Below are 25,755 nucleotides of genomic sequence, written 5' to 3' on the forward strand. Positions count from 1 at the left end.
ACGCTGAGCGCGCAGGAGGCGTCGGTGGGGACCACCGCGCAGTTCGGGCTGTCGCAGAAGCAGGTACTCGGCCATCTGGGGTACAAGAATGTCGACATCGAAACCCTCGCCGAACTGGTGTCGCGCGGCCGCCTCGACCTGTCGCGGTCGATCAGCGAGATCGTCCCGCTCGAGGACGTCGCGAAGGGCATCGAGAAGCTCGCGAACCACGAGGGAGATCCCATCCGGATCCTGGTCAAACCCTGACGCGGGACGTGGATCACCGGGACCTGTCGGTGCCCCGCTGTACCGTCGGGCCATGGGATATGAATTTCAAGTCACAGTGGACTCGGAGAACCCGCATACCCTGGCCAAATGGTGGGCTCAGGCGCTCGGCTGGGAGGTGGAGCCGAGCGATGAGGAGTTCATCCGCGGGCTCGTGCAGGCCGGCCACGCGCAGGAGTCCGACACCATCGAATTCGAGGGTGTCCTGGTCTGGCGTGAGGGCCAGGCCATCCGCGATCCGGAGCACCCCGAGCGCCCCCGCGTGCTGTTCCAGCTGGTTCCCGAACGGAAGACGGTGAAGAACCGGCTCCACCTGGACATCAGGGTCGGGGACGCCCGCTACGAGGTCGCCGAGAAGCTGGAGCAGGCCGGCGCCACCGTGCTCCACCGGGGCCGCCAGGGGCCGAGCGAGTGGGTCACGATGACCGACCCGGAGGGCAACGAATTCTGCGTCAGCTGACGCGCTGCCACTCAGCGGTAGGAACTCGGGGTGCTGCCGGTCCAGCGCTTGAAGGCGCGACGGAACGCGCTGGGCTCGGAGAAGCCGAGCCGCGCCGACAAATCCTCCACGGATTCGCCGCGCCGGAGCCCGGCGACGGCGGCGTCGCGGAGCACTTCCTCACGCAGCTGGTTCAGCGACGTCCCCTCCTGCCGGAGCAGCCGGCGCAGGTGGGGGACGCTGATCGACAGCATCTCCGCGATGTCCTCGGCCGTCGAGGTGCGGCCCTTCATGCCGTGCTCGAGAACCCGGCGTACCTGCGCGGACGCCGTACTGTCGTAGTCGCGCTCCGACATCAGCAGAGTCGGTGACTCCCGGAGATAGTCAGCGAGCGTCTCCTCGGTCTGGATGATGGGCGCCCGCATCACGGAGTTGTCGAATTCGATTGCGGGAATGTCGGAATCGAATGTCACGGGGACACCGAAGATGTGATCGTAGTTCTCGGCGAGCTGCGGCAGCGGCGCCGGATACGGAAGTTCCACCGCCAGCAACCGGACTCTCTTGCCCACGAGCCACGCTGCGAAACGATGAAGCAGGATCAGCAGGAAGTCCGTGACGACCCGCGTCACCTCGATGGATATCTGCACTTCCTCGGTGGACCGTTCGGCCGCGGCTGAGCGGATGTCGATGGTCATCCGGGTTCCGCCGTGGGCACCGGGGCCGATGTGCAGGGCGGGCAGTGACGGCAGGGCGCGCAGGATGTCGGCCATCCGTTCGAGCGCGGCGGACAGATCCGCGGTGTGGATCAGGGCGAGGCACACGAGCCGGAACGTGCCGCGGGGAACCGGTGCCGGCCCGAGGCCGAACAATTCGTCGCCCGTGATCTGCCAGACGGCCTGGGTGAACGCGGTGACCTGGGTCGGCGTCAACCGGGCCAGCGGATCCCCCAGCGACGCCGTCGTGATTCCCGCCGCCGACAGCGCGGGGGAGAGGTCGACGCCGCTGCGCGCCGACAGGTCGAGCGCCCGCCGCACGAAGTCGGCGGGGATGGTGCGGGCAGTCACGATCCGGGCTCCCCGAGGGTCCGTAGCCGCCGCGCGGCCTCCGCGAGCACGTGATCCTGTTTGCAGAACGCGAACCGCACCAGCGGGTTCCACGGCTGCGGATGGTCGGTGAACACGCTGACCGGCACCGCGGCCACGCCGATGCGCTCCGGCAGAGTGCGGCAGAAGTCGATGCCGTCGTGTTCGCCGATCGCGGTGATGTCGGCGCACAGGTAGTACGTGCCGCCGCCCGAATGGACCTCGAGACCGGACGCGACGAGCGCGTCGTACAGCACGTCCCGCTTGGCCTGGAGACTGTCCCGCAGTTCCTTCACCCACTGCTGCTCGTGGCTCAGCGCATGCGCCACCGCGGGCTGGAACGGTCCGCCGCCGACGAACGACATGTACTGCTTCGCGGTGCGGACCGCGTCGATCAGTTCCGCCGGACCGCACGCCCAGCCGATCTTCCACCCGGTGACGTTGAACGTCTTGGCGGCACTCGACACCGAAACGGTCCGTTCGTACATTCCCGGGAGGGTGGCCAGGGCGGTGTGCGTGCGGCCGTCGAAGACCAGGTGCTCGTACACCTCGTCGCTCAGCACCAGCAGATCGTGCTCGCAGGCCAGTTCCGCGACCGCGGCGACCTCGTCCGGGGTGAACACGGTGCCCGTCGGATTGTGCGGGGTGTTGATCACCAGCATCCGGGTCTTCGGTGTGATCGCGGCCCGCAGCGCGTCGAGGTCGACCACGAAGTCCTGGCCGGAGCGGGCGAGCGGCACGCTGCGCCGCACCGCACCCGCCAAGGCGACCGAGGCGGCGTAGGAGTCGTAGTACGGCTCGATCAGCACCACCTCCTCACCCGGTTCGACCAGACCCAGGATGGCGGCGCTGATGGCCTCGGTGGCGCCGACGGTGATCAGCACCTCCGAGTCGGGGTCGTGGTCGAGCCCGTACCGGGCCAGACGGTCGGCGGCGACCGCCTGCCGGAGCACGGGCATGCCGGGGCCGGGTGGGTACTGGTTGAGCCCGTCCGCGATCGCTTGCCGCGCGGTGTCGAGCATGGACGCGGGACCGTCGGTGTCGGGGAAACCCTGACCGAGGTTGATCGCGTCGTGACGCACGGCGAGCGCGGTCATCTCGGCAAAGATGGTGGACGCGAACGGCTGCAAGCGCTGGACGGTGCGGTTGCGCGGCGTTGCGGGCATTACTGCAGCGTAGTCGGTGTGATGGCGCCGGTTGCACAGGGCCGCGTCACGTTCTGCGGGGCTGTCTCGTCTTCTCTGTAGACGGCGCGCGAAGGGCGCCCGGTGACGATGGAGGACGCAATGCCCCGCATTCCCGCAGTGGCCCCCGCGGACGCGAGCCCGCTGGTGAAGGTCGCCTACAAATATGCTGCCCACAAGTTCGACGAGGTGCCCGAGCCGTTCGCCGTGCTCGCCCATCACCGCAAACTGTTCGTCGCCTCGGCCCGGCACGAGATGGCGGTGCAGAAGGCGTCGACCGTCCTCCCGGCGAACGCGCGGGAGATCGCCGTCTTCCGCGTGGCCTGGACGATCGGCTGCTCGTGGTGCGTGGACTTCGGCACGATGCTGCAACGCCTCGACGGCCTGGACGTGGAGCGGCTGAAGCACATCGCCGACTACGCCGACTCGCCCGCGTACAGCGAGGACGAACGCGCGGCCATCGCGTACGCCGACGCGATGACGGCGACGCCCACCACCGTCACCGACGAGCAGGTCGCGGACCTCGAGCGCCGGTTCGGCCGGGCAGGCGTCGTCGAACTGTCCTATCAGATCGGTATCGAGAACATGCGCGCCCGGATGTACTCGGCGCTGGGTATCACCGAACAGGGTTTCGGCACCGATTCGTGCAGGGTGCCGTGGGCCGACGACGCCGCCGTCACGACGGACGGTCCGGGAGCATGATCCCGGCGAACTTCTCCGGGTTGGCGATGTCGTACGCCGCGTAGACGAGACCGTCGCGGACGGTGAACCCACCCACTCGCGCAGGCGAGCTGCGGTGGGCATCGTCTCCGGTGAAACCGGCGGTGAAGTAGCCGAGCTGGCCGTTGACCAGAACCAGCTCCATGGCGGTGAACACCTCCGGCCCGTACCGCTGGACGAGGCCGAGGAAGAATCTGGCGAACTTGTCGGCGCCGCGGATGACGTTGACGGCCGTGCTCGTGGTGCCGTTGGCGTCGCCGATGACGAGGGCGTCCGGGTGCAGGGCCGCGACCACCGCGTCGAGGTCGCCGCCGGCGAGTGCCTCGAGCAGCCGCTGCACGGCGAGAGCATGCTCCTCGTCGGGAACCGCGGGTGTCGTTGTGGCAGCCGCCTTGCGGGCTCTCGACGCGAGCTGGCGCGCCGCGGGTGTCTCGATACCGAGAATCGCCGCCACCTCGTCGAACGGCACCCCGAAACCGTCGTGCAGCACGAGCGCGACCCGTTGCGCCGGGGTGAGGGTGTCGAGCACGATCAGCGCCGCGAGACGGTTGTCTTCGTCCCGGACGACCGCCTCCAAGGGGTCCGGCTCGGCGGACGGTGACAGCCCGGTGACGACCGGTTCCGGAAGCCATTGGCCGACATACTGTTCCCGCCGCACCGCGGCCGAACGCAACCGGTCGAGGCAGATCCGCCCGACTACCGTGGTCAGCCAGGCCCCGAGGTCGCGGATGGTCGCGGCGTTCGCGTCGTCGAGTCGCAGCCACGACTCCTGCACCGCGTCCTCGGCGTCGCTGACACTTCCGGTCAGCCGGTACGCTACCGAGAGCAGATGCCGCCGGTGGGACTCGAATTCGTCTACCAGCGTCGCAGTGGGCATGCCGATATCCTACGTGCGGTCCAGACATAAAATCCGTCGTGTGCGTAACCGTTGACCCTGGTGGTGGGTCCGGACGTATGGTGTGGCGACCACACCACGTCCAGGGAGTCTGCCATGTTCCAGTGTTTCGGCTGTCGTAGCTGACCTGGCTTTTCCGCACCCCTTTTCTTCTGCACGTCCTGCCAACCCCCCCTCCGGCGACCGCCGGGCCGGCCGGAGTGCGTTCGCACGGCCCGCTGCTTCGTCGTTTGCGGGCATCACACACTAGGAAGACCTTCGATGATTCGTCCCCGTTTCGCGCGGACTCTGGCGGCCGCTGCCGCCCTGCTCTCCCTCACCAGTCTCGCTGTTGCCTGCTCCAAATCCGAAACCACCACGACCGCCGACGGCAAGACCGTGCTGCGCTACGAGGGCACCACGGGCCAGGTCTCGTTCCCGGAACTCGCGGCCGACCTGGGCTACTACCAGAAGGTCGAACTGAACTGGATCGGCGACACCACCAGTGGGCCGCAGAGCATTCAGAACGCCGCCACGGGCCAGACCGACTTCGGTGGGGCGTTCAACGGAGCGGTCCTGAAGCTGGCCGCGGCCGATTCTCCCATCACGTCCGTCATCGGCTACTACGGCTCCGACAAGGAGACGTTCAACGGGTACTACGTGCTCGACGGAAGCCCGATCACGTCGGCACGTGACCTGATCGGCAAGAAGGTCGGCATGAACACGCTCGGCGCGCACCACGAGTTCCTGGTCCGTGAGTGGCTGGCTCGGGAGGGGCTGACCCCGGACGAGATCAAGCAGGTCGAGCTGACCGTCGTGCCGCCGGTGAACACCGAGCAGGCGCTGCGGCAGGGGCAGATCGACGTCGGCACGCTCGGAAGCGTGTTCCGCGACAAGGCAGTCGAGCGCGGCGGCATCCGTCCGCTGTTCACCGACGAGTCCATCTTCGGTTCCTTCACCTACGGTTCGCTGATCTTCCGCGACGACTTCATCGCGAAGAACAAGGACGCCGTCGCCGACTTCGTGCAGGGCACGGCCCGCGCCATCCGCTGGACGCAGGTGACGCCCCGCGACGAGGTGATCGCGAAGTACAAGGAGATCATCACCAAGCGCGGTCGCAACGAGACCACCGATCTCGTCGGCTACTGGAAGTCGCCGGGTGTCGCAGGCCCCGGTGGCGTGCTCACCGACCAGGAGATCCAGACCTGGATCGACTGGCTCGTGCGTAACGGGGAACTCGAGGACGGCAAGCTCACGCCCGCCGACGTCTACACCAACGAGTACAACCCGTATGCCAACGGCACCTACCCCGCCGACAGCGGCCCCGACGGACAAGCGCTGGCCGCCAAGTGAATTCCACCCCAGGTCCTCACGAGAAGAAAGTGAAGTCGATGTCCCACTCCCGGTTCCGGCGAGGCGCCGTGCGCGCACTCGCGGCGACCGCAGCACTGTTCACGTTGGCCTCGGGAGTGGCGGGATGTGCCGGCTCGTCGGACACCGCCACCACCGAGGACGGGAAGACGGTCCTGCGATACCAGGGGTGGGCCGGAGACGTGGGTTTCCACGAACTCGCCGAGGACCTGGGGTACTACGACAAGGTCACACTCGAATGGGTCGGCGACACGACCAGCGGCCCGCAGGACATCCAGTCGGCGGCCACCGGTGACGTCGAATTCGGTTCGGCCTTCAACGGAGCCGTCGTCAAACTCAACGCCGCGGGGGCGCCGATCACGTCGGTGCTGAGTTCCTACGGCGCGGATGCCGGCGAGTTCACCGGATACTTCGTGCTGGACGGCAGCCCCATTCGCTCGGCGCGTGACCTGATCGGCAAGAAGGTCGGGATGAACACGCTCGGCGCGCACCACGAGTTCCTCGTCCGGGAGTGGCTGGCCCAGCAGGGCCTGTCCCCGGACGAGATCAAGCAGGTGGAACTGATCGTCGTTCCGCCGGTGAACAACGAACAGGCGCTACGCGAAGGCCAGATCGACGTGGCCGCCATCAACGGCATCTACCGTGAAACAGCCCAGGAGCGTGGCGGAATCCGGCCGCTGTTCACGGACCGGGATCTCTTCGGCGCGTTCAGCTACGGCACATACGTGGTGCGGGACGACTTCCTGGCCAAGAACGAGGACGCCGTCGCGGACTTCGTGCAGGGCACGGCCCGGGCCATCCGCTGGACCCAGGTGACCCCGCGCGAGGAGGTGGTCGCACGGCTGAAGAACATCATCGACAGGCGTGGCCGCAACGAGAGCGACGAGGCCATCGACTACTGGCGCAGCTCCGGAATTCCCATCGCCGGGGCCGTGATCCAGGAGAAGGAGCTGCAGACCTGGATCGACTGGCTCGTCCGGAACGGTGAGCTCGACGAGGGCAAGCTGACCGCGACCGACCTGTACACCAACGAATTCAACCCGTACGCCAACGGCACGTTCCCCGCCGAGAGCGGGCCCGACGGAGAAGTACTGGAAGGACAGAAATGAGCACCACCGCCTCGAATCCCGACCGGGTTCAGACGCCCAAGCTCCGCCTCGAGCACGTCACCAAGCAGTTCGACGTGCGCGGGTCGAAGGACAAGTTCACCGCGATCGAAGACATCGACATCGATCTCGCGGACGGCGAATTCCTCGTCCTCGTGGGGCCGAGCGGTTGCGGGAAGTCCACGCTGCTCGACCTGCTCGGCGGGCTCAGCACCCCCACGTCCGGCCGGATCCTGCTCGACGGGCAGCCGGTGACCGGGCCGGGTCTCGACCGCGGCATCGTCTTCCAGCAGTACGCGCTCCTGCCGTGGCGGACGGCACGGCACAACATCGAGTTCGGGCTCGAGGCCAAGGGACTGCCCAGGAAGGAACGGCGCGAACTCGCCGAGCACTACCTCGAACTCGTCGGCCTGAAGGGATTCGGCGACCGCTACCCGCACGAACTGTCGGGTGGTATGAAGCAGCGCGTCGCGATCGCCCGGAGCCTGGCGTTCGACCCCGAGGTGCTGCTGATGGACGAGCCGTTCGCCGCGCTCGACGCGCAGACCCGCGAGTCGCTGCAGGACGAACTGCTGCGCATCTGGAAGGCCACCGGCAAGACCATCCTGTTCATCACCCACGGCATCGACGAGGCCATCTACCTCGGGCAGCGGGTCGCCGTCCTGACGTCACGCCCCGGCCGGGTGAAGACGTTCGTGGACATCGACATCGACCGCAGCGGCGAGGACGTCCGGTCCAACGAGCAGTTCCGGCACTACCGACACCGCATCTGGACGCTGCTGCACGGCGAAGTGGAGCGTGCACAGGTAATCGAGAAGGAGGAAGCACATGTCTAGCGCACTCGCGACACCGGAAGTTCCCGTCGCCGCCGATCCGACCCGGACCGCGGCTCCGACGCCCGCTTCCACCCCGCCCGAGCCGGGTGCCGTCCAGCGTGCCGGCGCGGCGCTGCGTCCGCTCGCGTGGCGGATCCTGAAGCCGTCCGTCGCGATCGTCGCGTTCCTGGCGCTGTGGGAGATCGCACCCCGCGTCGGTCTCGTCGACGAAGTGTTCCTGCCCCCGTTCAGCACGGTGATCGAGGCGTTCTTCGACCTGCTCCAGAGCGGTGAGCTGTGGCAGCACGTGTCCGCCAGCCTCTCTCGCGCGCTGATCGGTTTCTTCGTGGCCGTCGTGATCGCGATCCCGCTGGGCATCGCCATCGCCTGGTACCGGCCCGTGTCGGACTTCCTGAACCCGATCCTGGAGCTGTTCCGCAACACGGCGGCGCTGGCACTGCTCCCCGTGTTCATCCTGATCCTCGGCATCGGTGAGGAGTCCAAGATCGCCCTGGTGATCTACGCGTGCACCTTCCCGATCCTGCTGAACACGATCTCCGGTGTCCGCACCGTCGACCCGCTGCTGATCAAGTCGGCGTCCTCGCTGGGACTGTCGCCGGTGCGCCTGTTCCAGAAGGTGGTGCTGCCCGCCGCCGTTCCCACCATCTTCACCGGAATCCGCATGGCCGCCGCGTCGTCGATCCTCGTGCTGATCGCCGCCGAGATGGTCGGGGCCAAGGCCGGGCTCGGCTACCTGATCACGGCCTCCCAGTTCAACTTCCAGATCCCCAACATGTACGCGGGCATCGTCGCCATCTCGGTTCTCGGCCTGACGATCAACGCCGTTCTCGTACTGATCGAACGCAGGCTGTCCCGCTGGCGGGTCTAGTCCTTACCGGAAAAGAAAACCTACATGTCACAGGATTCACAGTTCCACCTCAACGCGTTCCTCATGGGCGTGGGACATCACGAGGCGGCGTGGCGCCACCCCCGCACCGAGGCGCACCGCGTACTGGACGTCGCGCACTTCCAGGAACTCGGCCGGATCGCGGAGCGGGGCAAACTCGATTCGGTGTTCTTCGCCGACGGTCTCGCCGTCGGGCCGCGGATCAAGCACAACACGCAGGCGATCTTCGAGCCCGTCACGCTGCTGTCGGCGATCGCCGTCGCCACCGAAAACGTCGGGCTGATCGCCACGGCGTCCACGAGCTACTCCGACCCGTACACCCTGGCCCGCAAGTTCACGTCGCTCGACCACATCAGCAGCGGCCGGGCCGGGTGGAACATCGTGACCTCGGCAGGCGCTGACGAGGCGGCCAACTTCGGTGTCGACGGCATCCCCGCGCACAGCGGACGATACGAGCGCGCAGAGGAATTCGTCGACGTCACGCTGGCCCTGTGGGACAGCTGGGAGGACGGCGCGGTGGTGCTGGACCCGGAGACGGGCGTGTTCGCCGACCCCGACAAGGTCCACACCATCGACCACGACGGACCGCGGTTCCGGATCAAGGGCCCGCTCAACTCGCCGAGATCCGCTCAGGGGCGGCCGCTGCTGGTGCAGGCCGGATCGTCGGAGAGCGGCAAGGAGTTCGCGGCGAGGTACGCCGAGGCGGTGTTCACCGCGCAGCGCACCCTCGAGCAGGGGCAGGAGTTCTACCGCGATCTCAAGGCGCGGGTCGTGAAGCACGGCCGCACTGCCCGCGACCTGAAGGTGCTGCCCGGCATCGTGCCGTTCATCGCCGACACCGAGGAGGAGGCGAAGGCGCTCGAGCAGTCGTTCACCGATCTGATCTCGCCCGAGTACTCGCTGCGGCAGCTGTCGACGATGCTCGGTGTCGATCTCACGATGCATTCCCTCGACACGCCGCTGCCGCCGCTTCCCCCGCTCGACGAGATCCAGGGCAACAAGAGCCGGTACCAGCTGGTGAAGGATCTCGCGGAGGACGGATCGCTCACCGTCCGGCAGCTGATCGGGCTGCTCGGCGGCGGACGCGGGCACCGCACGTTCGCCGGCACTCCGGAACAGGTGGCGGACGAACTGCAGACGTGGTTCGAGCAGGGCGCGGCCGACGGTTTCAACATCATGCCGCCGTACCTGCCCGGCGGACTCGACGACTTCGTCGACCGGGTCGTCCCGATCCTGCAGCAGCGGGGACTGTTCCGCACGGAGTACACGGCGACCACCCTGCGTGGTCACTACGGTCTCGCGGACGTCGACAACCGGTTCGCGGGTGCGGTCGACGAAGCGAGCGCATGAGCGGCGAGACCGGTCTGAAGCCTCTCGTCACCACCGTCTTCGTCCCAGCAGCGATCTTCGGCATCGGCCAGGGGGCCGCCGCCCCGGTCATGGCGCTGACGGCCCGCGAACTGGGTGCGTCGGTTGCCGTGTCCGGGCTGATCGTCGCGGTCGTCGGGCTCGGCGCCGTCCTCGGCGACCTGCCCGCGGGCCGGATCGTGGCGAGGTTCGGGGAGCGGCGGTCCATCATCGGCGGCAGTGCCGTCGGCGCCACCGGAGTGCTGGTCTGTCTCCTCGCGCAGTCACCCTGGATGCTCGGTGTCGGCGCACTGCTGACCGGGCTCGCGAACGCCGTGTGGGGGCTGGCCCGCCAGAGCTATCTGGCCGATGCCGTGCCGATCGGGTTGCGGGCCCGGGCGATGTCGTCGTTCGCGGCGATGTGGCGGCTCGGCTTCTTCGTGGGCCCGCTGCTCGGTGCCGCCGTGATCCTGGTGGTCGGCGCGCGGGGCGGGTTCATGGTGCAGTTCGTCGGCGTCGTGCTGTCCGGGTGGCTGATGTCGCGGGTCCCCGACCCGCCGCGCCGCAGTGCAGCCGCCGTGGGCGGGCACGCGACGCTGCCGTCGATCTTGCGTCGCCACCGGAAACTGCTGGCCACACTCGGAGCCGGGTCGCTCATGATGGGCGCGGCCCGCGCCTCCCGGGAGGCGGTGCTCCCACTGTGGGCCGCCCACCTCGGACTCGACGCCGCCCAGGTCAGCCTCGTCTTCGGTGTCGGTGCCGCCGTCGACCTGCTGTGCTCGTATCCGGCCGGACATTTCATGGACCGCTACGGCCGCAGGTTCATCGCGGTGCCGTCGCTGCTGGTGATCGGCGCGTCCTACCTGGCGTTGCCGTTCTCGCACGACCTGTGGTCGATCGGGATCGTCGCCGTCGTGATGGGAATCGGCAACGGCCTCGGCAACGGCGTCATCATGACGCTCGGCGCCGACATCGCGCCACCGGCCACCCGCGCCGAATTCCTCGCAGCGTGGCGGCTCACCCACGACACCGGGATGTTCGCAGGACCGTTCGGGGTCGGCGCGCTCGCCGCGGTGGTCCCGCTCGGCGCCGCCGTCGCCGCGATCGGGGGAGCGGCGCTGGTCGGCGCCGGACTCCTGTTCCGGTTCATCCCGATCTATTCCCCCTGGCCACCGCCGCCCGCGGCGGAGCCGGATTCCTCACCGCTCGAAAAACAGGAAGCATAGGTACATTCGTTTCATGCGCTTCGGATTGTTCGTTCCTCAAGGTTGGCGTCTGGATCTCGTCGGAATCGATCCCGCGGATCAATGGTCGGTGATGCGCGACTTCGCGTTGCGCGCCGACCAGGGTTCCTCCTGGGATTCACTGTGGGTCTACGACCACTTCCACACCGTCCCGGCACCGACCGAGGAGGCCACGCACGAGGCGTGGACCCTCATGTCCGCGTTCGCGGCCGTCACGTCGCGGGTGCGTCTCGGCCAGATGTGTACGGCGATGAGCTACCGCAACCCCGCCTACCTCGCCAAGGTCGCCGCCACCACCGACCTCATCTCCGGCGGACGCATCGAGATGGGCATCGGCGGCGGCTGGTACGAGCACGAATGGCAGGCATACGGGTACGGATTCCCCTCCGCCGGTACGCGTCTCGGCCGCCTCGACGAGGGCGTGCAGATCATGCGCCAGGCCTGGACCAACGGCACCGCGACCCTCGAAGGCAAGCACTACCAGGTCGACGGCGCCATCGTCCGCCCACTTCCGCTGCAGGACGGCGGTATTCCGCTGTGGATCGCAGGCGGCGGCGAGAAGGTGACGTTGAAGATCGCGGCAAAGTACGCGCAATACACCAACTTCGACGGCACACCCGACGGATTCGCACAGAAGTCCGAGATCCTGCGCAAGCACTGCGACACCGTCGGCACCGACTTCGACGCCATCACCCGCTCGGCCAACTACAACGTCGCGATCGGCACCACCGAGGCGGAGGTCGAGCAGCGGTTGCTCACCCTGAAGGACCGGCTCACCCCCCACGTCGGCGCCGACGCCGCCGAGGGTGCGCTCGGAGCATTCCGCGGCATGCCCGGCGTGGGAACGCCGGAACAGATCGTCGAGAAACTGTCGGCGCTGAAGGAACTCGGCATGTCCTACGGCATCTTCTACTTCCCCGAAGCCGCCTACGACACCTCGGGCATCGAGCTCTTCGAGAAGGAGGTCCTGCCGGCGCTGCGCTGAGGGCCGGCCCGTCGGCCGGACGTGCTGATGGCCGGCCCGTCGGCCGGACGTGTTGATCAGCAGACCGCCGCACCGGGCATAGAGTGGCGGGCATGCTCGTCGTCACCCTCGCCGCCGACAACGTGTGGCTGAGCCCGCCGGTCGTCACCGACATCGACGCGATCTGCTCGGCGTGCGGCGACGCGTCGATCGCCGAGTGGACGACGATGCCCGCCCCGTACGCACGCTCGGACGCCGAGCAGTTCGTCCGGCAGACGGTGCCGACCGGCTGGGCCGACCGCAGCCCCACCTGGGCGCTGCGCGAACGCGAGAACGGCCCGGTGCTGGGGATGATCGGCCTGATGGCGCGGGACATGACGGCAGCGGAGATCGGGTACTGGCTGTCACCGTCCGCCCGCTCGCGGGGACTGATGACGACGGCGGTGAACCTGGTGTGCGATTTCGCGTTTCGGACGGACGGGATGGGCCTCGAACGCATCGAATGGCGCGCGTTCGTCGGCAACCTGGATTCGGCGGCCGTCGCCCGCCGGGTGGGCTTCCGGTTCGAGGGACTCCAGCGCGCAGGACTGGTGCAGCGCGGCGTCCGGCGCGATTCGTGGGCGGCCGCCCTGCTGGCCGGCGACCCGCGGCAGCCGGCCGAGGGCTGGCCCGGCTAGCGGCCGGTCAGCGCAAACTCTCCGGAAGGTCGTGCTCGGACACCGTGACCCGCTGGTCGGGGCTGGTCCGGATCTGCTCCGACTCGGCGATCCGGCTCTGCAGGAAATCCCACTCGACCTGATCGATCGCGTCCTCCGCGCGGGACCGCACGGCCGCGTCGCGGGTGCCCCACGCGATCGGCATCGGGCTGACCATCTCCCAGGTGTCGGACATGCTGTGCGTGCTGCGGTCGTTCAGCAGTGCGACGGACGGCACTCGGTCACCCACCCGCTGCTTCTGGCCGGTGCGGATCGGAACGTTGCGGGTGACGAGCGCGTACGACGGGTGGACCGCGGACGGCTTCGCGACGTCGATCAGCGACAGCAGGGTCAGCGCGCGGGGGTGGACCTCCGAGACGACAGCGGGCACCAGCGGGCTCTTCGCGTACAGGTCCTCGATGCTGCCGACCTTCTTCGGCACCCAGAACGCCACCCACACGGACGTCAGCGCGGCGATCGCCACGACGGCCCCCAGGATGATCGACCAGGGGTGGGCGAGCAGGATCAGACCGACAGCGGCGGCCGCGAACAGCAGCGCCACCACGATCGCCGACACCTGCAGGCGTCGCATGTCGGCGAACGTCTGATTGACGGACTTCGCGTAGGGCCGGTCGACGGTGAACTCGAAATGTCGCACGGCCCCAGCTTAGAGGCCCGGCTCCGGCGGCAGGCGGTTACCCGATGGCCGGGCCCAGCAGGTCGTCGGCGTCGGTGATCCGGTACGCGTAACCCTGCTCGGCGAGGAACCGCTGCCGGTGGGCGGCGTACTCGGCGTCGAGCGTGTCCCGCGCCACCACCGAGTAGAAGTGGGCCTGGCCGCCGTCGTGCTTCGGTCGCAGCAGGCGGCCCAGCCGCTGAGCCTCCTCTTGACGGGACCCGAACGTACCCGAAACCTGCACGGCGACAGACGCTTCCGGAAGGTCGATCGAGAAGTTCGCGACCTTGCTGACGACCAGCGTCTGGATTTCGCCCGCCCGGAAACGGTCGAACAGTTCCTCCCGCTCCTTGTTCTTGGTCGACCCCTTGATGACCGGGGCGTTCAACGCCTCACCCAGTTCGTCGAGCTGGTCGAGGTACGCGCCGATGATCAACGTCGGTGCGTCGGTGTGCCGCTCCAGGATCGACTTCACCACCGCGATCTTGGTGTGCGCCGTGGAACACAGCTTGTACCGCTCGTCCGGTTCGGCGACGGCGTAGGACATCCGTTCGGCGTCCGTCAGCGTCACCCGCACCTCGACGCAGTCGGCGGGTGCGATCCACCCCTGCGCCTCGATGTCCTTCCACGGCGCGTCGTACCGCTTGGGTCCGATCAGCGAGAACACGTCGCCCTCGCGGCCGTCCTCGCGCACCAGGGTGGCGGTGAGGCCGAGGCGCCGGCGGGACTGCAGGTCGGCGGTCATGCGGAACACCGGGGCGGGCAGCAGGTGCACCTCGTCGTAGATCACGAGACCCCAGTCGCGGGAATCGAAGAGTTCCAGATGCTTGTATTCGCCCTTGGTGCGCCGGGTGATCACCTGGTACGTGGCGATGGTGACCGGACGGATCTCCTTGCGCTCGCCGGAGTACTCGCCGATCTCCTCCTCGGTGAGCGACGTGCGCGCGATCAGCTCACGCTTCCACTGCCGTCCCGCGACCGTGTTCGTCACCAGGATCAACGTGGTCGCCTTCGCCTTGGCCATCGCGGCCGCACCGACCATCGTCTTACCCGCACCGCAGGGCAGGACGACGACGCCGGACCCGCCGGCCCAGAACGAGTCGGCGGCCATCTCCTGATAGTCGCGCAGGTGCCACTGGCCGTCCGCGGACCCGGGGGAGGTGCCGTCGAAGTCCAGATCGATGGCGTGCGCCTCGCCGTCGACGTATCCGGCGAGGTCCTCCGCCGGCCAGCCGACCTTGAGCAGCAACTGCTTGAGGCGGCCGCGCTCGCTCGGGTGCACCACCACCGTGTCGTCGTCGACGCGCGCGCCGAGCATCGGGGCGATCTTCTTGTGCCGGGTCACCTCGGTGAGGACCGCGCGGTCCAGGCTGACCAGCGTCAGACCGTGGGCCGGGTTTTTCACCAGCTGCAGGCGCCCGTACCGGGCCATCGTGTCGACGATGTCGACCAGCAGCGGCTGCGGCACCGCGTACCGGGAGAAGTTGACGAGGGCATCGACCACCTGCTCGGCATCGTGCCCGGCGGCGCGCGCGTTCCACAGCGCCAGCGGAGTGATGCGGTACGTGTGGACGTGTTCGGGCGCGCGCTCGAGTTCCGCGAACGGCGCGATCGCCTGGCGGGCGTCGTTCGCGCGTTCGTGATCGACCTCCAACAGCAGGGTCTTGTCGGATTGGACGATCAACGGTCCGTCGGTCACGGAAGCCTCCTCGAAAATGCGGTGCCGGATGTAGCCAGCCTGTCCATTGTCCTGATCCGGGCGGCGGCGCGCCACGTCGCGGCCCCCGGCAGGGCCGATACCTGCACATCCGGGGCGGTCGGGGCCTAAATTGAGGGGCAGCCGGATGGATCGACCCAGAGACGAGGCTCGCGATGACCCAGCCCCCCGACGACCCGAACCGCCCCGATCCGAGCGTCCCCGGCGAACCGCCGAACAACCCGCAGCAACCGTACCCGCAGGGTGGGCCGCAGCAGCCGTACCCGCAGGGTCAGTACCCGCAGCAGCCCTACCAACAGGGTCAGTACGCCCAGCAGCCCGGCCAGTATCCGCCGGGCCAGTACGGGCAGCAGCCCGGCCAGTACCCGCCCGGTCAGTACCCACCGCAGCCGAAGAAGTCGCGGAAAGGGTTGTTCATCACTCTCGGCGTCCTCGCCGTCGTGATCCTCGCCGCCGTCGCCGCGTTCGGTGTGTACGCGGTGAAGAGCGCCGACGAGAACGCCCTCGACGTCGGCGACTGCCTGTTCTTCGAGTCCGCGTCGACCACCGCGGCCGACACCTCGCACGAGAAGCGGGACTGCTCCGACAGCGAGGCCACGTACGAGGTGGCGCAGAAGAACGACGGCGACGTCCAGTGCGGGGAGGACTACTTCTCCTACACCCTCGTCGGCGAGGACAAGGACGTGCAGACCACGCTGTGCCTCGTCCCGAACATGATCGAGGACTCCTGCTACCTGCTCGAGGACGACGGCCGGATCGTGCCGTCCGACTGCTCCGACATGCAGACCGTCAAGGTCGTCAGACGCGCGGACGGCCAGGACGACGAAACCCTGTGCAACGAGTTCGACACCGCCTTCCCCATCGCCTTCTCCGAACCCCAGCGCACCTACTGCATCGAGGTCAATCTGGGTGGCTAGCGCCCCGTGAGTACTTGTTGACCGCGGGACGTTGAGAAGTACTCACAGGGAGTTAAATTCACGGGAATCGAGTCCGTTGAACTGCACGTTCCCCTTCGCTAGCGTTCGAGGTCAGGCCACATCACTGCGCGCGGCGAAGGGGGAACGATGGCGCGAACGCAGCCCGTCACCCGGCGCGGCGCCGGACGTTCCGGCGCCAGCGCGGGCACGGTGCTGCGCACGGTCCTCGACAGCGGGCCGATCGCACGCAGCACCATCGCCCGCATCACCGGGCTCTCACCCGCGACGGTGACCACGGCCAGCGCGCAGCTCGTCGACCACGGCCTGCTGCGGGAACTGCCGGAGATCGCGGGCCCAACCGGACTGGGACGGCCACACGTGCCGGTGGACGTCGACGACAGCCGGTACGTCGTGTACGGGATCCATCTGGCCATCACGCATGTGACCACCGCGTTGCTCGACCTGCGCGGGCGGGTGCTGGCACGGTCCCGCGATCCGCACTACGGGCTGGGACCGGCCGAGATCCTGCGGAACGCCGTGACGACCCTGGAGGCGCTGGCCGTCCAGCACGGTGAGCCTTCGGTTCCGATCGGTGTCGGTTTCGCGGCGGGCGGCTGGATCGACTCCGAATCGGGTGTGGTGCGCGAGCATCCGATCCCGGGATGGAACGGGTACCCGGTCCGCGCGGATCTCGAGCACCGCACGGGTCTGGACGTCCGGATGGATTCGCACGCGCGCGCTCTCATCGACGCGGAGGTGTTGTTCGGGGAGCCGAGGGCGCGGGAGAGTGTGGTGCAACTCTTCGTCGGGAACGTGGTGGACGCCGCGTTCGCGACCGGCGGCGTGGTCCACCACGGCCCTCGCGCGGCGGCGGGCGCGGTGGCGCACGTGCCCGTCGAGAACAGTGTCGAGGAGTGCGCCTGCGGGCGCACCGGATGTGTGCAGGCCACCCTGTCGGATCTTGTGCTGGTGCGCAGGGCGATGGAGCTGGGCATCATCGAGCGGCCGATCTTCCGCGATCTCCTCGACGCGGGCCGTAACAGGCACCCGGAGGCGCTGGCACTGTTCACGGAACGCGCGCACGGCGTCGGGGTGGTGGCGGCGCGTCTGCTGGATCTGTTCAATCCGGAGGTCCTCATCGTCTGCGACCAGAGTGTGAGCGGGATTCCCGGGTGTCTGGACACGGTCCGGCGTGCGGTCGCGGAGTCGTCGGCGACGTGTGACGATCCGTCGTGGTCCGTGCTGTCCACCAGCTTTCCGGGACGGGCGCTGCCGGTGTCCGCCGGTGCCGTGATCCTCGCGGAGCTCTACCGCGCGCCGCTCACCAGCTTCGTGCGCCCACTGGCCGGAATTTCGTGACGTGTATCACAGCATCGGAGTTAATTCGGTGGGAAGCAATGTTGACGGGGATTGCGCTGGATCGCAAGGATATTGGTGTGAACACCTCTACGGCGGACAGCGTGCGTACCACCTCGTGTCGCCCCGGGTCCTGTTGTCGCCGCACGCGATGGGGTCGCGTCTGACGTTTCCGGCCTGACGCCGCGGACGCCCCGAAACACCGTTCCGTTCTTCCTTTCTCGCTCCTGCACGGCACCCGACCTTCTGCGTCCGGGGTGCCCATCGGAGACCGCATCCTTCGAAGGATCAATCATGTCCAGTTCACTCGTGTCTTCCGCCGGGTACCGGCGCCTCACGCGCGCCGCCTTCGCCGGCGTCGTGGCGCTCGGGCTCGCGTCCTGCTCCTCCGGTTCCTCCGGCGGGCTCGCGCTCGATGATGCTGTGCCCGATCAGGTTCCGGAGGGAACCTCGCTCAGTGTGTCGATCAAGACCACCCGGCTGCAGCTCGAGGCGACCGACCAGATCGCCGATCTCCCGTTCACCGTGTCGGACTGGCCGGACGTCAGTGCCGGTCCCGACGTGATCCAGGCCTTCCGCGGCAACGCGGTCGACCTGGCCACCAACGCCGCGATCCCGCCGATCCAGGCGCACGCCACGGGGCTGGACGCGAAGATCGTCGCGGTCCGGGAGAAGGAACAGCCGCAGTACGTGCTGGCCACCGCCCCCGGCTCGGACATCGCGGCACTGCCGGACCTGCGGGGCAAGAAGATCGCGTTCTCGCCCGGGCAGGCGCAGGGTGTGGTGATCCTGCGAACGCTGAAGGCGCAGGGCCTGACCACGAAAGACGTCCAGCTCGTCGAGCTGCCCAGCCCGCAGTTCCTCACCGCGCTGCAGTCGAAGCAGGTGGACGTCGCGCCGCTGTCGGAGCCGACGGTGACGAAGTACCTGAACCAGTACGGTCCGGACGGAGCGAAGGCGTTGCAGACCGACGCCGTGGACGCGCTCACCGTGCTCTGGGCGCCGGTGGAGGTCCTGCAGGATCCGGCCAAGGCTGCGGCGATCAAGGCGTTCATTCCGTTCTGGGCGCGCGGGGAGATCTGGGCGTGGGAGAACCAGGACGCGTGGATCCAGAAGTACTACGTGGAGAGCGAACAGGTGTCGGCCGAGGACGGCAAGCGCATCGTCGCCTCCGTCGGGCAGCGGCCGTCGTACCCGGTCAACTGGGACGCGGCGGTCGAGTGGACGCAGGACACCGTCCAATTGCTCTCCGACGCCGGGTACTTCAGCGAATTCGACGCCAACGAGCTGTTCGACCGCCGATTCGAAAACATCGCCGCCGACGCCGTGCCGGCCGAGTACCGAGGCGGTGTGCAGCGATGACCAGTATTCTCTCCGCGCCCGCAGCAGTACCGGCGCGCACGACCGCCGCCGGTGCCGACAGGTCCGGGTCCGGCGCCGCCGAGCGGCCGATCCGGCGACTCGGCCTGCGCAAGGGTTTCCCGTTCTCCAGGCTGGCCGGGGTGCTGCTCCTCCTCGCGGTGTGGGCGGTGGGCAGCGTGGCGGGCCTCATCGACCCGCGGAAGCTGTCCGCGCCGTGGACGGTGGTGACCACGGCCGTCGACCTGATCTCCACCGGCATCCTGCAGGAGCACATCGCCGCGTCGTTGAGCCGCGCCGCCGTCGGGTTCGCGTTCGGCGTGGTGATCGGGACGGCGCTGGCCGTCGTCGCCGGACTGACGCGTTCCGGTGACGCCCTGATCGACGGGCCGATCCAGCTCAAACGGGCCATCCCGACGCTCGGCCTGATCCCGCTGCTGATCCTCTGGCTCGGCATCGGCGAGACGTTCAAGATCGTGATCATCGCGCTCGGTGTCGTCGTCCACATGTACATCCAGACCCACAACTCGCTGACGTCGATCGACAACCGGTACGTCGAACTCGCCGAGGTCCTCGGGCTGTCCCGGGCCACGTTCATCCGTAAGGTGGTGCTGCCGGGTGCGATGCCGGGATTCTTTCTCGGACTGCGTCTCTCGGTGACCGGCGCCTGGCTCACCCTCATCGTCGTCGAGGGAATCAACGCGGTGACCGGTCTGGGGAAGATGATGTACAACGCGCAGAACTACGGCCAGTCCGACGTGATTCTGGTGGGGCTCGCCGTCTACGGCATCTTCGGTCTGCTGTCCGACGCCGTCCTCCGCTACATCGAAAGGCGGTCGCTGTCATGGCGCAAGACGCTCGCAGGCTAGAACCCGCCGCCGTGCAGGTGCGGTCCCTCGTTCGCGGATTCGGCGACAAGACCGTCCTCGACCACCTGGACCTCGACATTCCCGAAGGCCAGTTCGTGGCCCTGCTCGGCAAGAGCGGGTCCGGCAAGAGCACACTGCTGCGCGCGCTCGCGGGCCTCGACTACGACGTCGAGGGCCGCGGCGGAACGCTCACCGTGCCCGCGGAAGTGTCGGTGGCTTTCCAGGACTCACGGCTGTTGCCGTGGCTGCGGGTGCTCGACAACGTGACGCTCGGGCTGGGCCGCACCGGCACGAGCAGGGGCGCCTCCGCCCTCGCGGAGGTGGGGCTCGCCGGCCGCGAGAAGGCATGGCCCAGTGAATTGTCCGGCGGTGAACAGCAGCGGGTGGCGCTGGCGCGGGCGCTGGTCCGCGAGCCTCAGCTGTTCCTCGCGGACGAGCCGTTCGGCGCCCTCGACGCGCTGACCCGGATCAAGATGCACGCGCTGCTGCAGGAGTTGATCCGCCGCCACCGCCCGACCGTCCTGCTCGTCACCCACGACGTCGACGAGGCGATCGCGCTCGCCGACCGGGTGCTCGTCCTCGACCGCGGGCAGATCGTCGTCGACGAGATCGTCGACATTCCGAGGCCGAGAGCGCTCGGCGACAGCAAGTTCCACGAGTTTCGCAATACGCTGCTCGGCGCCCTCGGCGTCGAGGTAGCGGCACAGTGAGGAGTTACACCATGAGTTCGTCACCACAGCGCCGGCTGCATCTCAACGCATTCCTGATGGCGATCGGACACCACGAGGCGGCCTGGCGCCTGCCCGAGAGCGACCCGAACGCCAACCTCGACATCAAGCACTACATCTCGCTGGCGCAGACCGCCGAGCGCGGAAAGTTCGACTCGGTGTTCCTCGCCGACAGCCCGGTGCTGTTCAGCAATCCGGAACGCAGGCCGAGCGGCAAGCTGGAGCCGACCATCATCCTCACTGCGATCTCCGCGGCCACCGAGAAGATCGGCCTGATCGCGACCGCGTCGACCAGTTACAACGAGCCGTACAACCTGGCGCGGCGGTTCGCGTCCCTCGACTTCGTCAGCAGCGGCCGCGCCGGCTGGAACATCGTCACCACCGCCGGCGCCGACGCCGCGCAGAACTTCGGGCTCGACGACACCCCCGCACACCGCAGCCGCTACGAGCGGGCCGCGGAATTCGTCGAGGTGTCCACCAAGTTGTGGGACAGCTGGGAGGACGACGCCATCGTCGCGGACAAGGACGTCGCGATCCACGCCGACTCCGCCAAGGTCCACGTCATCGAGCACGAGGGCCGGTTCTTCAAGGTGCGGGGACCGCTCAACGTGCCGCGGTCGCCGCAGGGATACCCGCTGCTCGTGCAGGCGGGATCGTCCGAGGACGGAAAGGATTTCGCCGCCCGCTACTCGGAGGCCATCTTCACCGCCCAGCCCACCCTGGACGAAGGGAAGGCGTTCTACGCCGACGTCAAGGACCGCGTCGCGGCAGTGGGAAGGGACCCGGAGCAGGTGCTGATCCTGCCCGGCATCGTGCCGGTCATCGCGGACACGGAGGAGGAGGCCCGTGAACTCGAGGCCGAACTGGAGCGGCTGATCTCGCCGGAATACGCCCGGAAGCAGTTGGCGCAGCGGTTCAATCTCGAACCCGAGCAACTCCCGCTCGACGAGGAACTGCCCGACGACCTGCCGTCCGAGGACGAGATCGAGGGCGCGAAGAGCCGGTACACGCTGATCGTGGACCTCGCCCGCCGGGAAAGGCTCACCGTCAGGCAACTGATCGGGCGACTCGGTGGCGGTCGCGGTCACCGCACGTTCGCGGGCACCCCACTCCAGGTGGCCGACACTATCGAGCACTGGTTCCGCAACGGCGCCGCCGACGGGTTCAACATCATGCCCGCCGTCCTGCCGTCCGGGCTGGAGAAGTTCGTCGACTCCGTGGTCCCGATCCTGCAGGAACGCGGACTGTTCCGCACCGACTACACCGAGACCACGCTGCGGGGGCACTACGGTCTGCCGCGGCCCGCGAATCAGTTTGCGGTCGAGAAGGATTCCACGCTGGTGTCTGCGCAGTGACGACGGCAACTCCGGAGAACGCCGGCTGGCTGCGGTATCTGTTCGGTTACTGTCTGCGCCAGCGCCGCAATCTCGTTCTCGCGTACGGCGCGGCAGCGGTGGCGGCCGCGGCCACCGCCACCATCCCGCTGGCCGTCCGGCACGTGATCGACAACGCCGCGGTCGACACGAATCATTCGCTGGCGCCCTGGATCGCGGTGCTCGTCGTCCTCGCGGCCATCCGCTTCGCCGCCGCCTACACGCGGCGGTACCGCTCCGGGCAGCTGTCCCTCGGCGTGCAGTACGACCTGCGGGGCGACGCCTTCCGATCCCTGCTGCGGCTGGACGGCGTCAAACAGGACGGGCTGCAGACGGGACAGGTGGTGAGCCGGTCGATCTCGGACATCACGCTGATCCAGATGCTCCTGCAGTTGCTGCCGCACATGGCGGGGAACCTGCTGATGTTCGTGATCTCGCTGGCCGTGATGGCCGTGCTGTCGCCGATCCTCACCCTCGTCGCCCTCGCCGTGCTGCCCGCGCTGTGGTTCATCTCCCTGCGCAGCCGCGTCGACCTGTTCCCCGCCAACTGGCATGCGCAGGAACAGGCGGCCGTCGTGGCGGGCGGGGTGGAAGCCGCCGTCACCGGGGTGCGCGTCGTCAAGGGATTCGGCCAGGAGCACCGCGAACTCGAAGACCTCGAGAAGCGGGCAGGTGAGCTGTTCCGGTCCCGGCTGCGCGTCGCGCGGCTGACCAGCCGGTACAACCCGGCACTGCAGGCGGTCCCGATGCTCGGGCAGGCCCTCGTGCTGGCCCTCGGTGGGTGGCTGGCTCTGCACGGCACACTGTCGCTGGGCACGTTCGTCGCCTTCACCACGTACCTGGCGGCGTTCGCTTCGCCCGTCCGTCAACTCGCCACCCTGCTGACCGTGAGCCAGCAGGGGCGCGCGAGCGTCGAACGCGTACGCGAGGTGATCGACAACGCGCCGGCCGTCACCACCGCGCCCGGCGCCGTGGACCTGCCGGACGGCCCCCTCGCGGTGGAATTCGACGACGTGGCTTTCGGCTACGACCCGTCGAACCGGCTGCTCGACGGACTGTCGCTGCGAATCGCACCCGGCGAAACCGTGGCGGTGGTCGGAGCCGCCGGATCGGGCAAATCGACTCTGGCCATGCTCGTTCCGCGGCTCTACGACGTCGATGCGGGTGCGGTCACCGTCGGGGGGATCGACACCCGCAGGCTGTCGCTCGAATCGCTGCGCTCCGCGCTCGGCGTCGTCTTCGAAGACAGCTACCTGATGTCCGAGACCATTCGCGCGAACGTCTCGTACGGCAGGCCGGACGTCGACGAGGCAACGGTGCGTGAGGCACTGCGCGTGGTGCAGGCGGAGGAATTCGTCGACGCGCTGCCGGACGGCCTCGACACCGTCGTGGGGGAGCAGGGGGTGACGTTGTCGGGTGGTCAGCGGCAGCGCATCGCCCTCGCCCGGGCACTGGTCACCGATCCGCGGATCCTGGTGCTCGACGACGCGACCTCGGCGGTCGACGCCCGGGTCGAGGCCGCCGTCCATCACGAACTGCGCGTCGCCACCCGGGAGCGGACCACATTGATCATCGCGCACCGCCGGTCGACGCTCGCCCTGGCCGACCGCATCGCCGTGCTGGCGGACGGCCGCATCGTCGACGTGGGGACGAGCGCCGAACTCGACGAACGCTGCCCGCTGTTCCGTGCGCTGCTGTCGAGTGCGGACGACGTCGCCGCCCCGGACCCGTCGCCGCCGCTGCCGGACGTCGACGGCGTCACCGCCGAGCTGTGGCGCCGGGAGGACGGTGACGAGGCGTCCGGGGTGTTCGACGCCAGGGCCGCAGCGGCTTTCGCGACCGCGGCGGCCGGTGCCAGCGGACCCTCGCGCGGCGGCGCGGCAGGGGGAATCCTGTCGTCGGCACCACCCGGACCCGACGTGATGGCCCGACTCGACGACCTGCCACCGCTCACCGGAGACCCGGACGTCGCCGCCGACGAGGCCCGGGCCGCCGACCCCGCGTTCGGGCTCGGCTCACTGCTGCGGCCCCTCCTGCTGCCGCTGGTCGCGGGACTGGTGCTGGTCGGATTGGACGCCGTCGCGCAGATCGCGGTGCCGGTCCTGGTCCGTACCGGCGTGGATCGGGGAGTGCTGCAGGGCGCCCGCGACCTGCTGCTGCTCGCGGCGGCCGCGACCGTGGTCGTGGTGCTGCTCGACTGGGCCGTCAACGTCGCCCAGACCCGGGTGACCGGACGTACCGGCGAACGGCTGCTGTACACGTTGCGGGTCAAGACGTTCGCACAACTGCAGCGGCTCGGTCTGCAGTACTACGAGCGGGAACTGGCCGGCCGGATCATGACCCGCATGACCACCGACGTCGACAGCCTGTCCAACTTCCTGCAGACGGGTCTGGCCACCGCGGTCGTCAGCGGGCTGACCATCTCCGGTGTGCTGGTGGCACTGCTGGTGATCGACGCGGAACTTGCCCTCGTGCTGGTACTCGTGGTGCCCGTCCTCGTCGCGGCCACCGTCGTGTTCCGCCGGAAGTCGGTGCCCGCCTACGCCGAGGCCCGCGACCGCGTCGGAATCGTCAACGCCTACCTGCAGGAGAACGTGACGAACATTCGTGTCACACAGGCATTTCGGCGCGAGGACTACAACGCGGCCCAGTTCGCCCGGCGGGCCTGGGACTTCCGGGGGTCGCGGCTCCGGGCCCAGCGATACATGGCGTTGTACTTCCCGTTCGTCGAATTCCTGTCCGTGGTCGCGACCGGGCTCGTGCTCGCGGCGGGGACCGCGCGGATCCATACCGGAACCCTCACCGTCGGCACACTGATCGCGTTCGTGCTGTACGTCGAACTGTTCTTCGCTCCCGTGCAACAGCTTTCGCAGGTGTTCGACGGCTACCAGCAGGCGGTCATCGGGCTTGGACGGCTGCGGGGGCTGATGCGGACGCCGACCACCACACCGCAGGCAGGCGAACCGATCGTCCTCGACCGCATCAGCGGTGGCATCGTGTTCGACGACGTCCACTTCGCGTACGAATCCGGCAAGGGTGAGGCGCTGCGAGGGGTGGAGCTTCACATCGAACCGGGCGAGACGATCGCCCTCGTCGGCCAGACCGGCGCGGGAAAGTCGACGGTGCTCAAGTTGCTCGCCCGCTTCTACGACCCCACCGCGGGGGCGGTGCGCGTCGACGGCATCGACACCCGCGCCCTGGACCTCGCGTCGTTCCGGCAGCGACTCGGCGTCGTCCCGCAGGAGCCGCACCTGTTCGGCGCCACCGTCCGCGACGCCGTCGCCTACGGGCGCCCCGACGCGACGGACGCGGAGGTCGAGGCCGCCAGCAGGGCCGTCGGCGCCCACGACATGGTGTCCGGGCTCGCCCTCGGATACCTGCAACCGATCGGGGAACACGGGCGCAACCTGTCCGCCGGACAACGCCAGTTGCTGGCACTGGCCCGCGCCGAACTGGTGGACCCCGACATCCTGCTGCTCGACGAGGCCACCGCCTCACTGGACCTGGCCACGGAGGACCGGGTGCGCCGCGCGACCGAGAACCTGTCCCGGCGGCGCACCACCGTCGTCGTGGCGCACCGGCTGAGCACCGCCGCGCGAGCCGACCGGGTGGTGGTCCTCGACGACGGCCGGGTCGCGGAAGTCGGAACGCACGACGAGTTGCTGGACCGGGGCGGCGTCTACCGGGAACTCTGGGAGGCTTATGCGGCTTCGCCACCCGTGAGTACTTATTAACCGCGGGACGTTAT

At 68.6% G+C, this 25,755-nt stretch carries 22 protein-coding genes and 1 pseudogene; 18 read left to right on the plus strand and 5 right to left on the minus strand.

From position 1 onward, the window contains the following. Positions 1 to 3: 3 nt before the first annotated feature. Together JWS14_RS27265 and JWS14_RS27270 are read left to right on the plus strand one after the other, a co-directional pair. Positions 4 to 246: pseudogene (locus JWS14_RS27265) on the plus strand (zinc-binding dehydrogenase); the annotation flags it as partial. Positions 247 to 298: 52 nt separating this feature from the next. After that, positions 299 to 724, plus strand: a complete 426-nt coding sequence (locus JWS14_RS27270) for a VOC family protein (RefSeq protein WP_072944880.1) — start codon at positions 299 to 301, stop codon at positions 722 to 724. A gap of 11 nt (positions 725 to 735) precedes the next feature. Here the strand turns inward: JWS14_RS27270 and JWS14_RS27275 are convergent, their stop codons facing one another. Continuing rightward, on the minus strand, positions 736 to 1,767 hold the full coding sequence (locus JWS14_RS27275; protein ID WP_206014815.1) for an AraC family transcriptional regulator: 1,032 nt from the start codon (positions 1,765 to 1,767) through the stop codon (positions 736 to 738). After that, positions 1,764 to 2,951: a pyridoxal phosphate-dependent aminotransferase gene (locus tag JWS14_RS27280; protein WP_206014816.1), complete on the minus strand. Its 1,188-nt coding sequence runs from the start codon at positions 2,949 to 2,951 to the stop codon at positions 1,764 to 1,766. Before JWS14_RS27280 ends, JWS14_RS27275 begins: the two co-directional genes overlap by 4 nt. Positions 2,952 to 3,071: 120 nt before the next feature. On the opposite strand from JWS14_RS27280, the gene JWS14_RS27285 reads away from it, so the two are divergent. Continuing rightward, entirely contained in the window at positions 3,072 to 3,671 is a 600-nt protein-coding gene (locus JWS14_RS27285) for a carboxymuconolactone decarboxylase family protein (RefSeq protein WP_206014817.1), read from the plus strand. Here the strand turns inward: JWS14_RS27285 and JWS14_RS27290 are convergent. Then, positions 3,646 to 4,566 (minus strand): sigma-70 family RNA polymerase sigma factor, encoded by a 921-nt coding sequence (locus JWS14_RS27290; RefSeq protein WP_206014818.1) that lies wholly within the window; start codon positions 4,564 to 4,566, stop codon positions 3,646 to 3,648. The genes JWS14_RS27285 and JWS14_RS27290 overlap by 26 nt on opposite strands. A gap of 279 nt (positions 4,567 to 4,845) precedes the next feature. Here JWS14_RS27290 and JWS14_RS27295 point away from each other — a divergent pair, with 279 nt between their 5' ends. The 8 genes from JWS14_RS27295 (at position 4,846) to JWS14_RS27330 (ending at position 12,994) form a co-directional block, all read left to right on the plus strand. Continuing rightward, positions 4,846 to 5,916 carry an ABC transporter substrate-binding protein gene (locus JWS14_RS27295; RefSeq protein ID WP_206014819.1) on the plus strand — a complete coding sequence of 357 codons (1,071 nt, stop codon included), beginning with the start codon at positions 4,846 to 4,848 and terminating at the stop codon, positions 5,914 to 5,916. Positions 5,917 to 5,954: 38 nt separating this feature from the next. Next, positions 5,955 to 7,043, plus strand: coding sequence for an ABC transporter substrate-binding protein (locus JWS14_RS27300; RefSeq protein ID WP_206014820.1), 1,089 nt, complete (start codon positions 5,955 to 5,957; stop codon positions 7,041 to 7,043). Then, a complete protein-coding gene (locus JWS14_RS27305; protein ID WP_072944868.1) occupies positions 7,040 to 7,876 on the plus strand; it encodes an ABC transporter ATP-binding protein in 837 nt (278 codons plus the stop codon). Before JWS14_RS27300 ends, JWS14_RS27305 begins: the two co-directional genes overlap by 4 nt. Beyond that, positions 7,869 to 8,744 carry an ABC transporter permease gene (locus JWS14_RS27310; RefSeq protein ID WP_072944866.1) on the plus strand — a complete coding sequence of 292 codons (876 nt, stop codon included), beginning with the start codon at positions 7,869 to 7,871 and terminating at the stop codon, positions 8,742 to 8,744. Before JWS14_RS27305 ends, JWS14_RS27310 begins: the two co-directional genes overlap by 8 nt. A 24-nt stretch (positions 8,745 to 8,768) precedes the next feature. Continuing rightward, positions 8,769 to 10,112: an LLM class flavin-dependent oxidoreductase gene (locus JWS14_RS27315; RefSeq protein ID WP_206014821.1), complete on the plus strand. Its 1,344-nt coding sequence runs from the start codon at positions 8,769 to 8,771 to the stop codon at positions 10,110 to 10,112. Continuing rightward, on the plus strand, positions 10,109 to 11,335 hold the full coding sequence (locus tag JWS14_RS27320; RefSeq protein ID WP_206014822.1) for an MFS transporter: 1,227 nt from the start codon (positions 10,109 to 10,111) through the stop codon (positions 11,333 to 11,335). The genes JWS14_RS27315 and JWS14_RS27320 overlap by 4 nt, the downstream gene beginning before the upstream one ends. 13 nt (positions 11,336 to 11,348) lie before the next feature. Next, on the plus strand, positions 11,349 to 12,338 hold the full coding sequence (locus JWS14_RS27325) for an LLM class F420-dependent oxidoreductase (protein ID WP_206014823.1): 990 nt from the start codon (positions 11,349 to 11,351) through the stop codon (positions 12,336 to 12,338). A gap of 92 nt (positions 12,339 to 12,430) precedes the next feature. Then, positions 12,431 to 12,994, plus strand: coding sequence for a GNAT family N-acetyltransferase (locus tag JWS14_RS27330; RefSeq protein ID WP_072944909.1), 564 nt, complete (start codon positions 12,431 to 12,433; stop codon positions 12,992 to 12,994). Positions 12,995 to 13,001: 7 nt separating this feature from the next. On the opposite strand, the gene JWS14_RS27335 is transcribed toward JWS14_RS27330, so the two are convergent. Both JWS14_RS27335 and JWS14_RS27340 read right to left on the minus strand, forming a co-directional pair. Beyond that, the gene (locus JWS14_RS27335) at positions 13,002 to 13,670 is read right to left on the minus strand and encodes a DUF3239 domain-containing protein (protein ID WP_072944858.1); all 669 of its coding nucleotides are present in this window, start codon (positions 13,668 to 13,670) and stop codon (positions 13,002 to 13,004) included. Between the two features lie 37 nt (positions 13,671 to 13,707). Further along, a complete protein-coding gene (locus tag JWS14_RS27340; protein WP_005244182.1) occupies positions 13,708 to 15,387 on the minus strand; it encodes a DNA repair helicase XPB in 1,680 nt (559 codons plus the stop codon). Between the two features lie 173 nt (positions 15,388 to 15,560). Here JWS14_RS27340 and JWS14_RS27345 point away from each other — a divergent pair, with 173 nt between their 5' ends. The 7 genes from JWS14_RS27345 (at position 15,561) to JWS14_RS27375 (ending at position 25,741) form a co-directional block, all read left to right on the plus strand. Then, a complete protein-coding gene (locus JWS14_RS27345; RefSeq protein WP_095863366.1) occupies positions 15,561 to 16,322 on the plus strand; it encodes an LppU/SCO3897 family protein in 762 nt (253 codons plus the stop codon). A gap of 147 nt (positions 16,323 to 16,469) precedes the next feature. Beyond that, a complete protein-coding gene (locus JWS14_RS27350; protein ID WP_206014824.1) occupies positions 16,470 to 17,681 on the plus strand; it encodes an ROK family transcriptional regulator in 1,212 nt (403 codons plus the stop codon). 291 nt (positions 17,682 to 17,972) lie between these two features. Then, the gene (locus tag JWS14_RS27355) at positions 17,973 to 19,040 is read left to right on the plus strand and encodes a PhnD/SsuA/transferrin family substrate-binding protein (RefSeq protein WP_072944852.1); all 1,068 of its coding nucleotides are present in this window, start codon (positions 17,973 to 17,975) and stop codon (positions 19,038 to 19,040) included. Then, positions 19,037 to 19,906: an ABC transporter permease gene (locus JWS14_RS27360; protein ID WP_206014825.1), complete on the plus strand. Its 870-nt coding sequence runs from the start codon at positions 19,037 to 19,039 to the stop codon at positions 19,904 to 19,906. Before JWS14_RS27355 ends, JWS14_RS27360 begins: the two co-directional genes overlap by 4 nt. Then, positions 19,882 to 20,616, plus strand: coding sequence for an ABC transporter ATP-binding protein (locus tag JWS14_RS27365; protein ID WP_072944848.1), 735 nt, complete (start codon positions 19,882 to 19,884; stop codon positions 20,614 to 20,616). Before JWS14_RS27360 ends, JWS14_RS27365 begins: the two co-directional genes overlap by 25 nt. An 11-nt stretch (positions 20,617 to 20,627) precedes the next feature. Next, complete coding sequence (locus JWS14_RS27370) at positions 20,628 to 21,989, plus strand: LLM class flavin-dependent oxidoreductase (RefSeq protein ID WP_206014826.1); 1,362 nt, start codon at positions 20,628 to 20,630, stop codon at positions 21,987 to 21,989. Beyond that, the gene (locus tag JWS14_RS27375; protein WP_206014827.1) at positions 21,986 to 25,741 is read left to right on the plus strand and encodes an ABC transporter ATP-binding protein; all 3,756 of its coding nucleotides are present in this window, start codon (positions 21,986 to 21,988) and stop codon (positions 25,739 to 25,741) included. The genes JWS14_RS27370 and JWS14_RS27375 overlap by 4 nt, the downstream gene beginning before the upstream one ends. The last annotated feature ends 14 nt before the right edge of the window (positions 25,742 to 25,755 follow it).

Source organism: Rhodococcus koreensis, from assembly GCF_017068375.1.
GTDB classification, from domain to species: Bacteria; Actinomycetota; Actinomycetes; order Mycobacteriales; family Mycobacteriaceae; genus Rhodococcus_F; species Rhodococcus_F koreensis.

Coding starts and splice junctions, on each gene's coding strand:
- JWS14_RS27270 (WP_072944880.1), top strand. CDS start 299: ATGGGATATGAATTTCAAGTCACAGTGGACTCGGAGAACCCGCATACC.
- JWS14_RS27280 (WP_206014816.1), bottom strand. CDS start 2,951: ATGCCCGCAACGCCGCGCAACCGCACCGTCCAGCGCTTGCAGCCGTTC.
- JWS14_RS27285 (WP_206014817.1), top strand. CDS start 3,072: ATGCCCCGCATTCCCGCAGTGGCCCCCGCGGACGCGAGCCCGCTGGTG.
- JWS14_RS27290 (WP_206014818.1), bottom strand. CDS start 4,566: ATGCCCACTGCGACGCTGGTAGACGAATTCGAGTCCCACCGGCGGCAT.
- JWS14_RS27295 (WP_206014819.1), top strand. CDS start 4,846: ATGATTCGTCCCCGTTTCGCGCGGACTCTGGCGGCCGCTGCCGCCCTG.
- JWS14_RS27300 (WP_206014820.1), top strand. CDS start 5,955: ATGTCCCACTCCCGGTTCCGGCGAGGCGCCGTGCGCGCACTCGCGGCG.
- JWS14_RS27305 (WP_072944868.1), top strand. CDS start 7,040: ATGAGCACCACCGCCTCGAATCCCGACCGGGTTCAGACGCCCAAGCTC.
- JWS14_RS27310 (WP_072944866.1), top strand. CDS start 7,869: ATGTCTAGCGCACTCGCGACACCGGAAGTTCCCGTCGCCGCCGATCCG.
- JWS14_RS27315 (WP_206014821.1), top strand. CDS start 8,769: ATGTCACAGGATTCACAGTTCCACCTCAACGCGTTCCTCATGGGCGTG.
- JWS14_RS27320 (WP_206014822.1), top strand. CDS start 10,109: ATGAGCGGCGAGACCGGTCTGAAGCCTCTCGTCACCACCGTCTTCGTC.
- JWS14_RS27325 (WP_206014823.1), top strand. CDS start 11,349: ATGCGCTTCGGATTGTTCGTTCCTCAAGGTTGGCGTCTGGATCTCGTC.
- JWS14_RS27330 (WP_072944909.1), top strand. CDS start 12,431: ATGCTCGTCGTCACCCTCGCCGCCGACAACGTGTGGCTGAGCCCGCCG.
- JWS14_RS27345 (WP_095863366.1), top strand. CDS start 15,561: ATGACCCAGCCCCCCGACGACCCGAACCGCCCCGATCCGAGCGTCCCC.
- JWS14_RS27350 (WP_206014824.1), top strand. CDS start 16,470: ATGGCGCGAACGCAGCCCGTCACCCGGCGCGGCGCCGGACGTTCCGGC.
- JWS14_RS27355 (WP_072944852.1), top strand. CDS start 17,973: ATGTCCAGTTCACTCGTGTCTTCCGCCGGGTACCGGCGCCTCACGCGC.
- JWS14_RS27360 (WP_206014825.1), top strand. CDS start 19,037: ATGACCAGTATTCTCTCCGCGCCCGCAGCAGTACCGGCGCGCACGACC.
- JWS14_RS27365 (WP_072944848.1), top strand. CDS start 19,882: ATGGCGCAAGACGCTCGCAGGCTAGAACCCGCCGCCGTGCAGGTGCGG.
- JWS14_RS27370 (WP_206014826.1), top strand. CDS start 20,628: ATGAGTTCGTCACCACAGCGCCGGCTGCATCTCAACGCATTCCTGATG.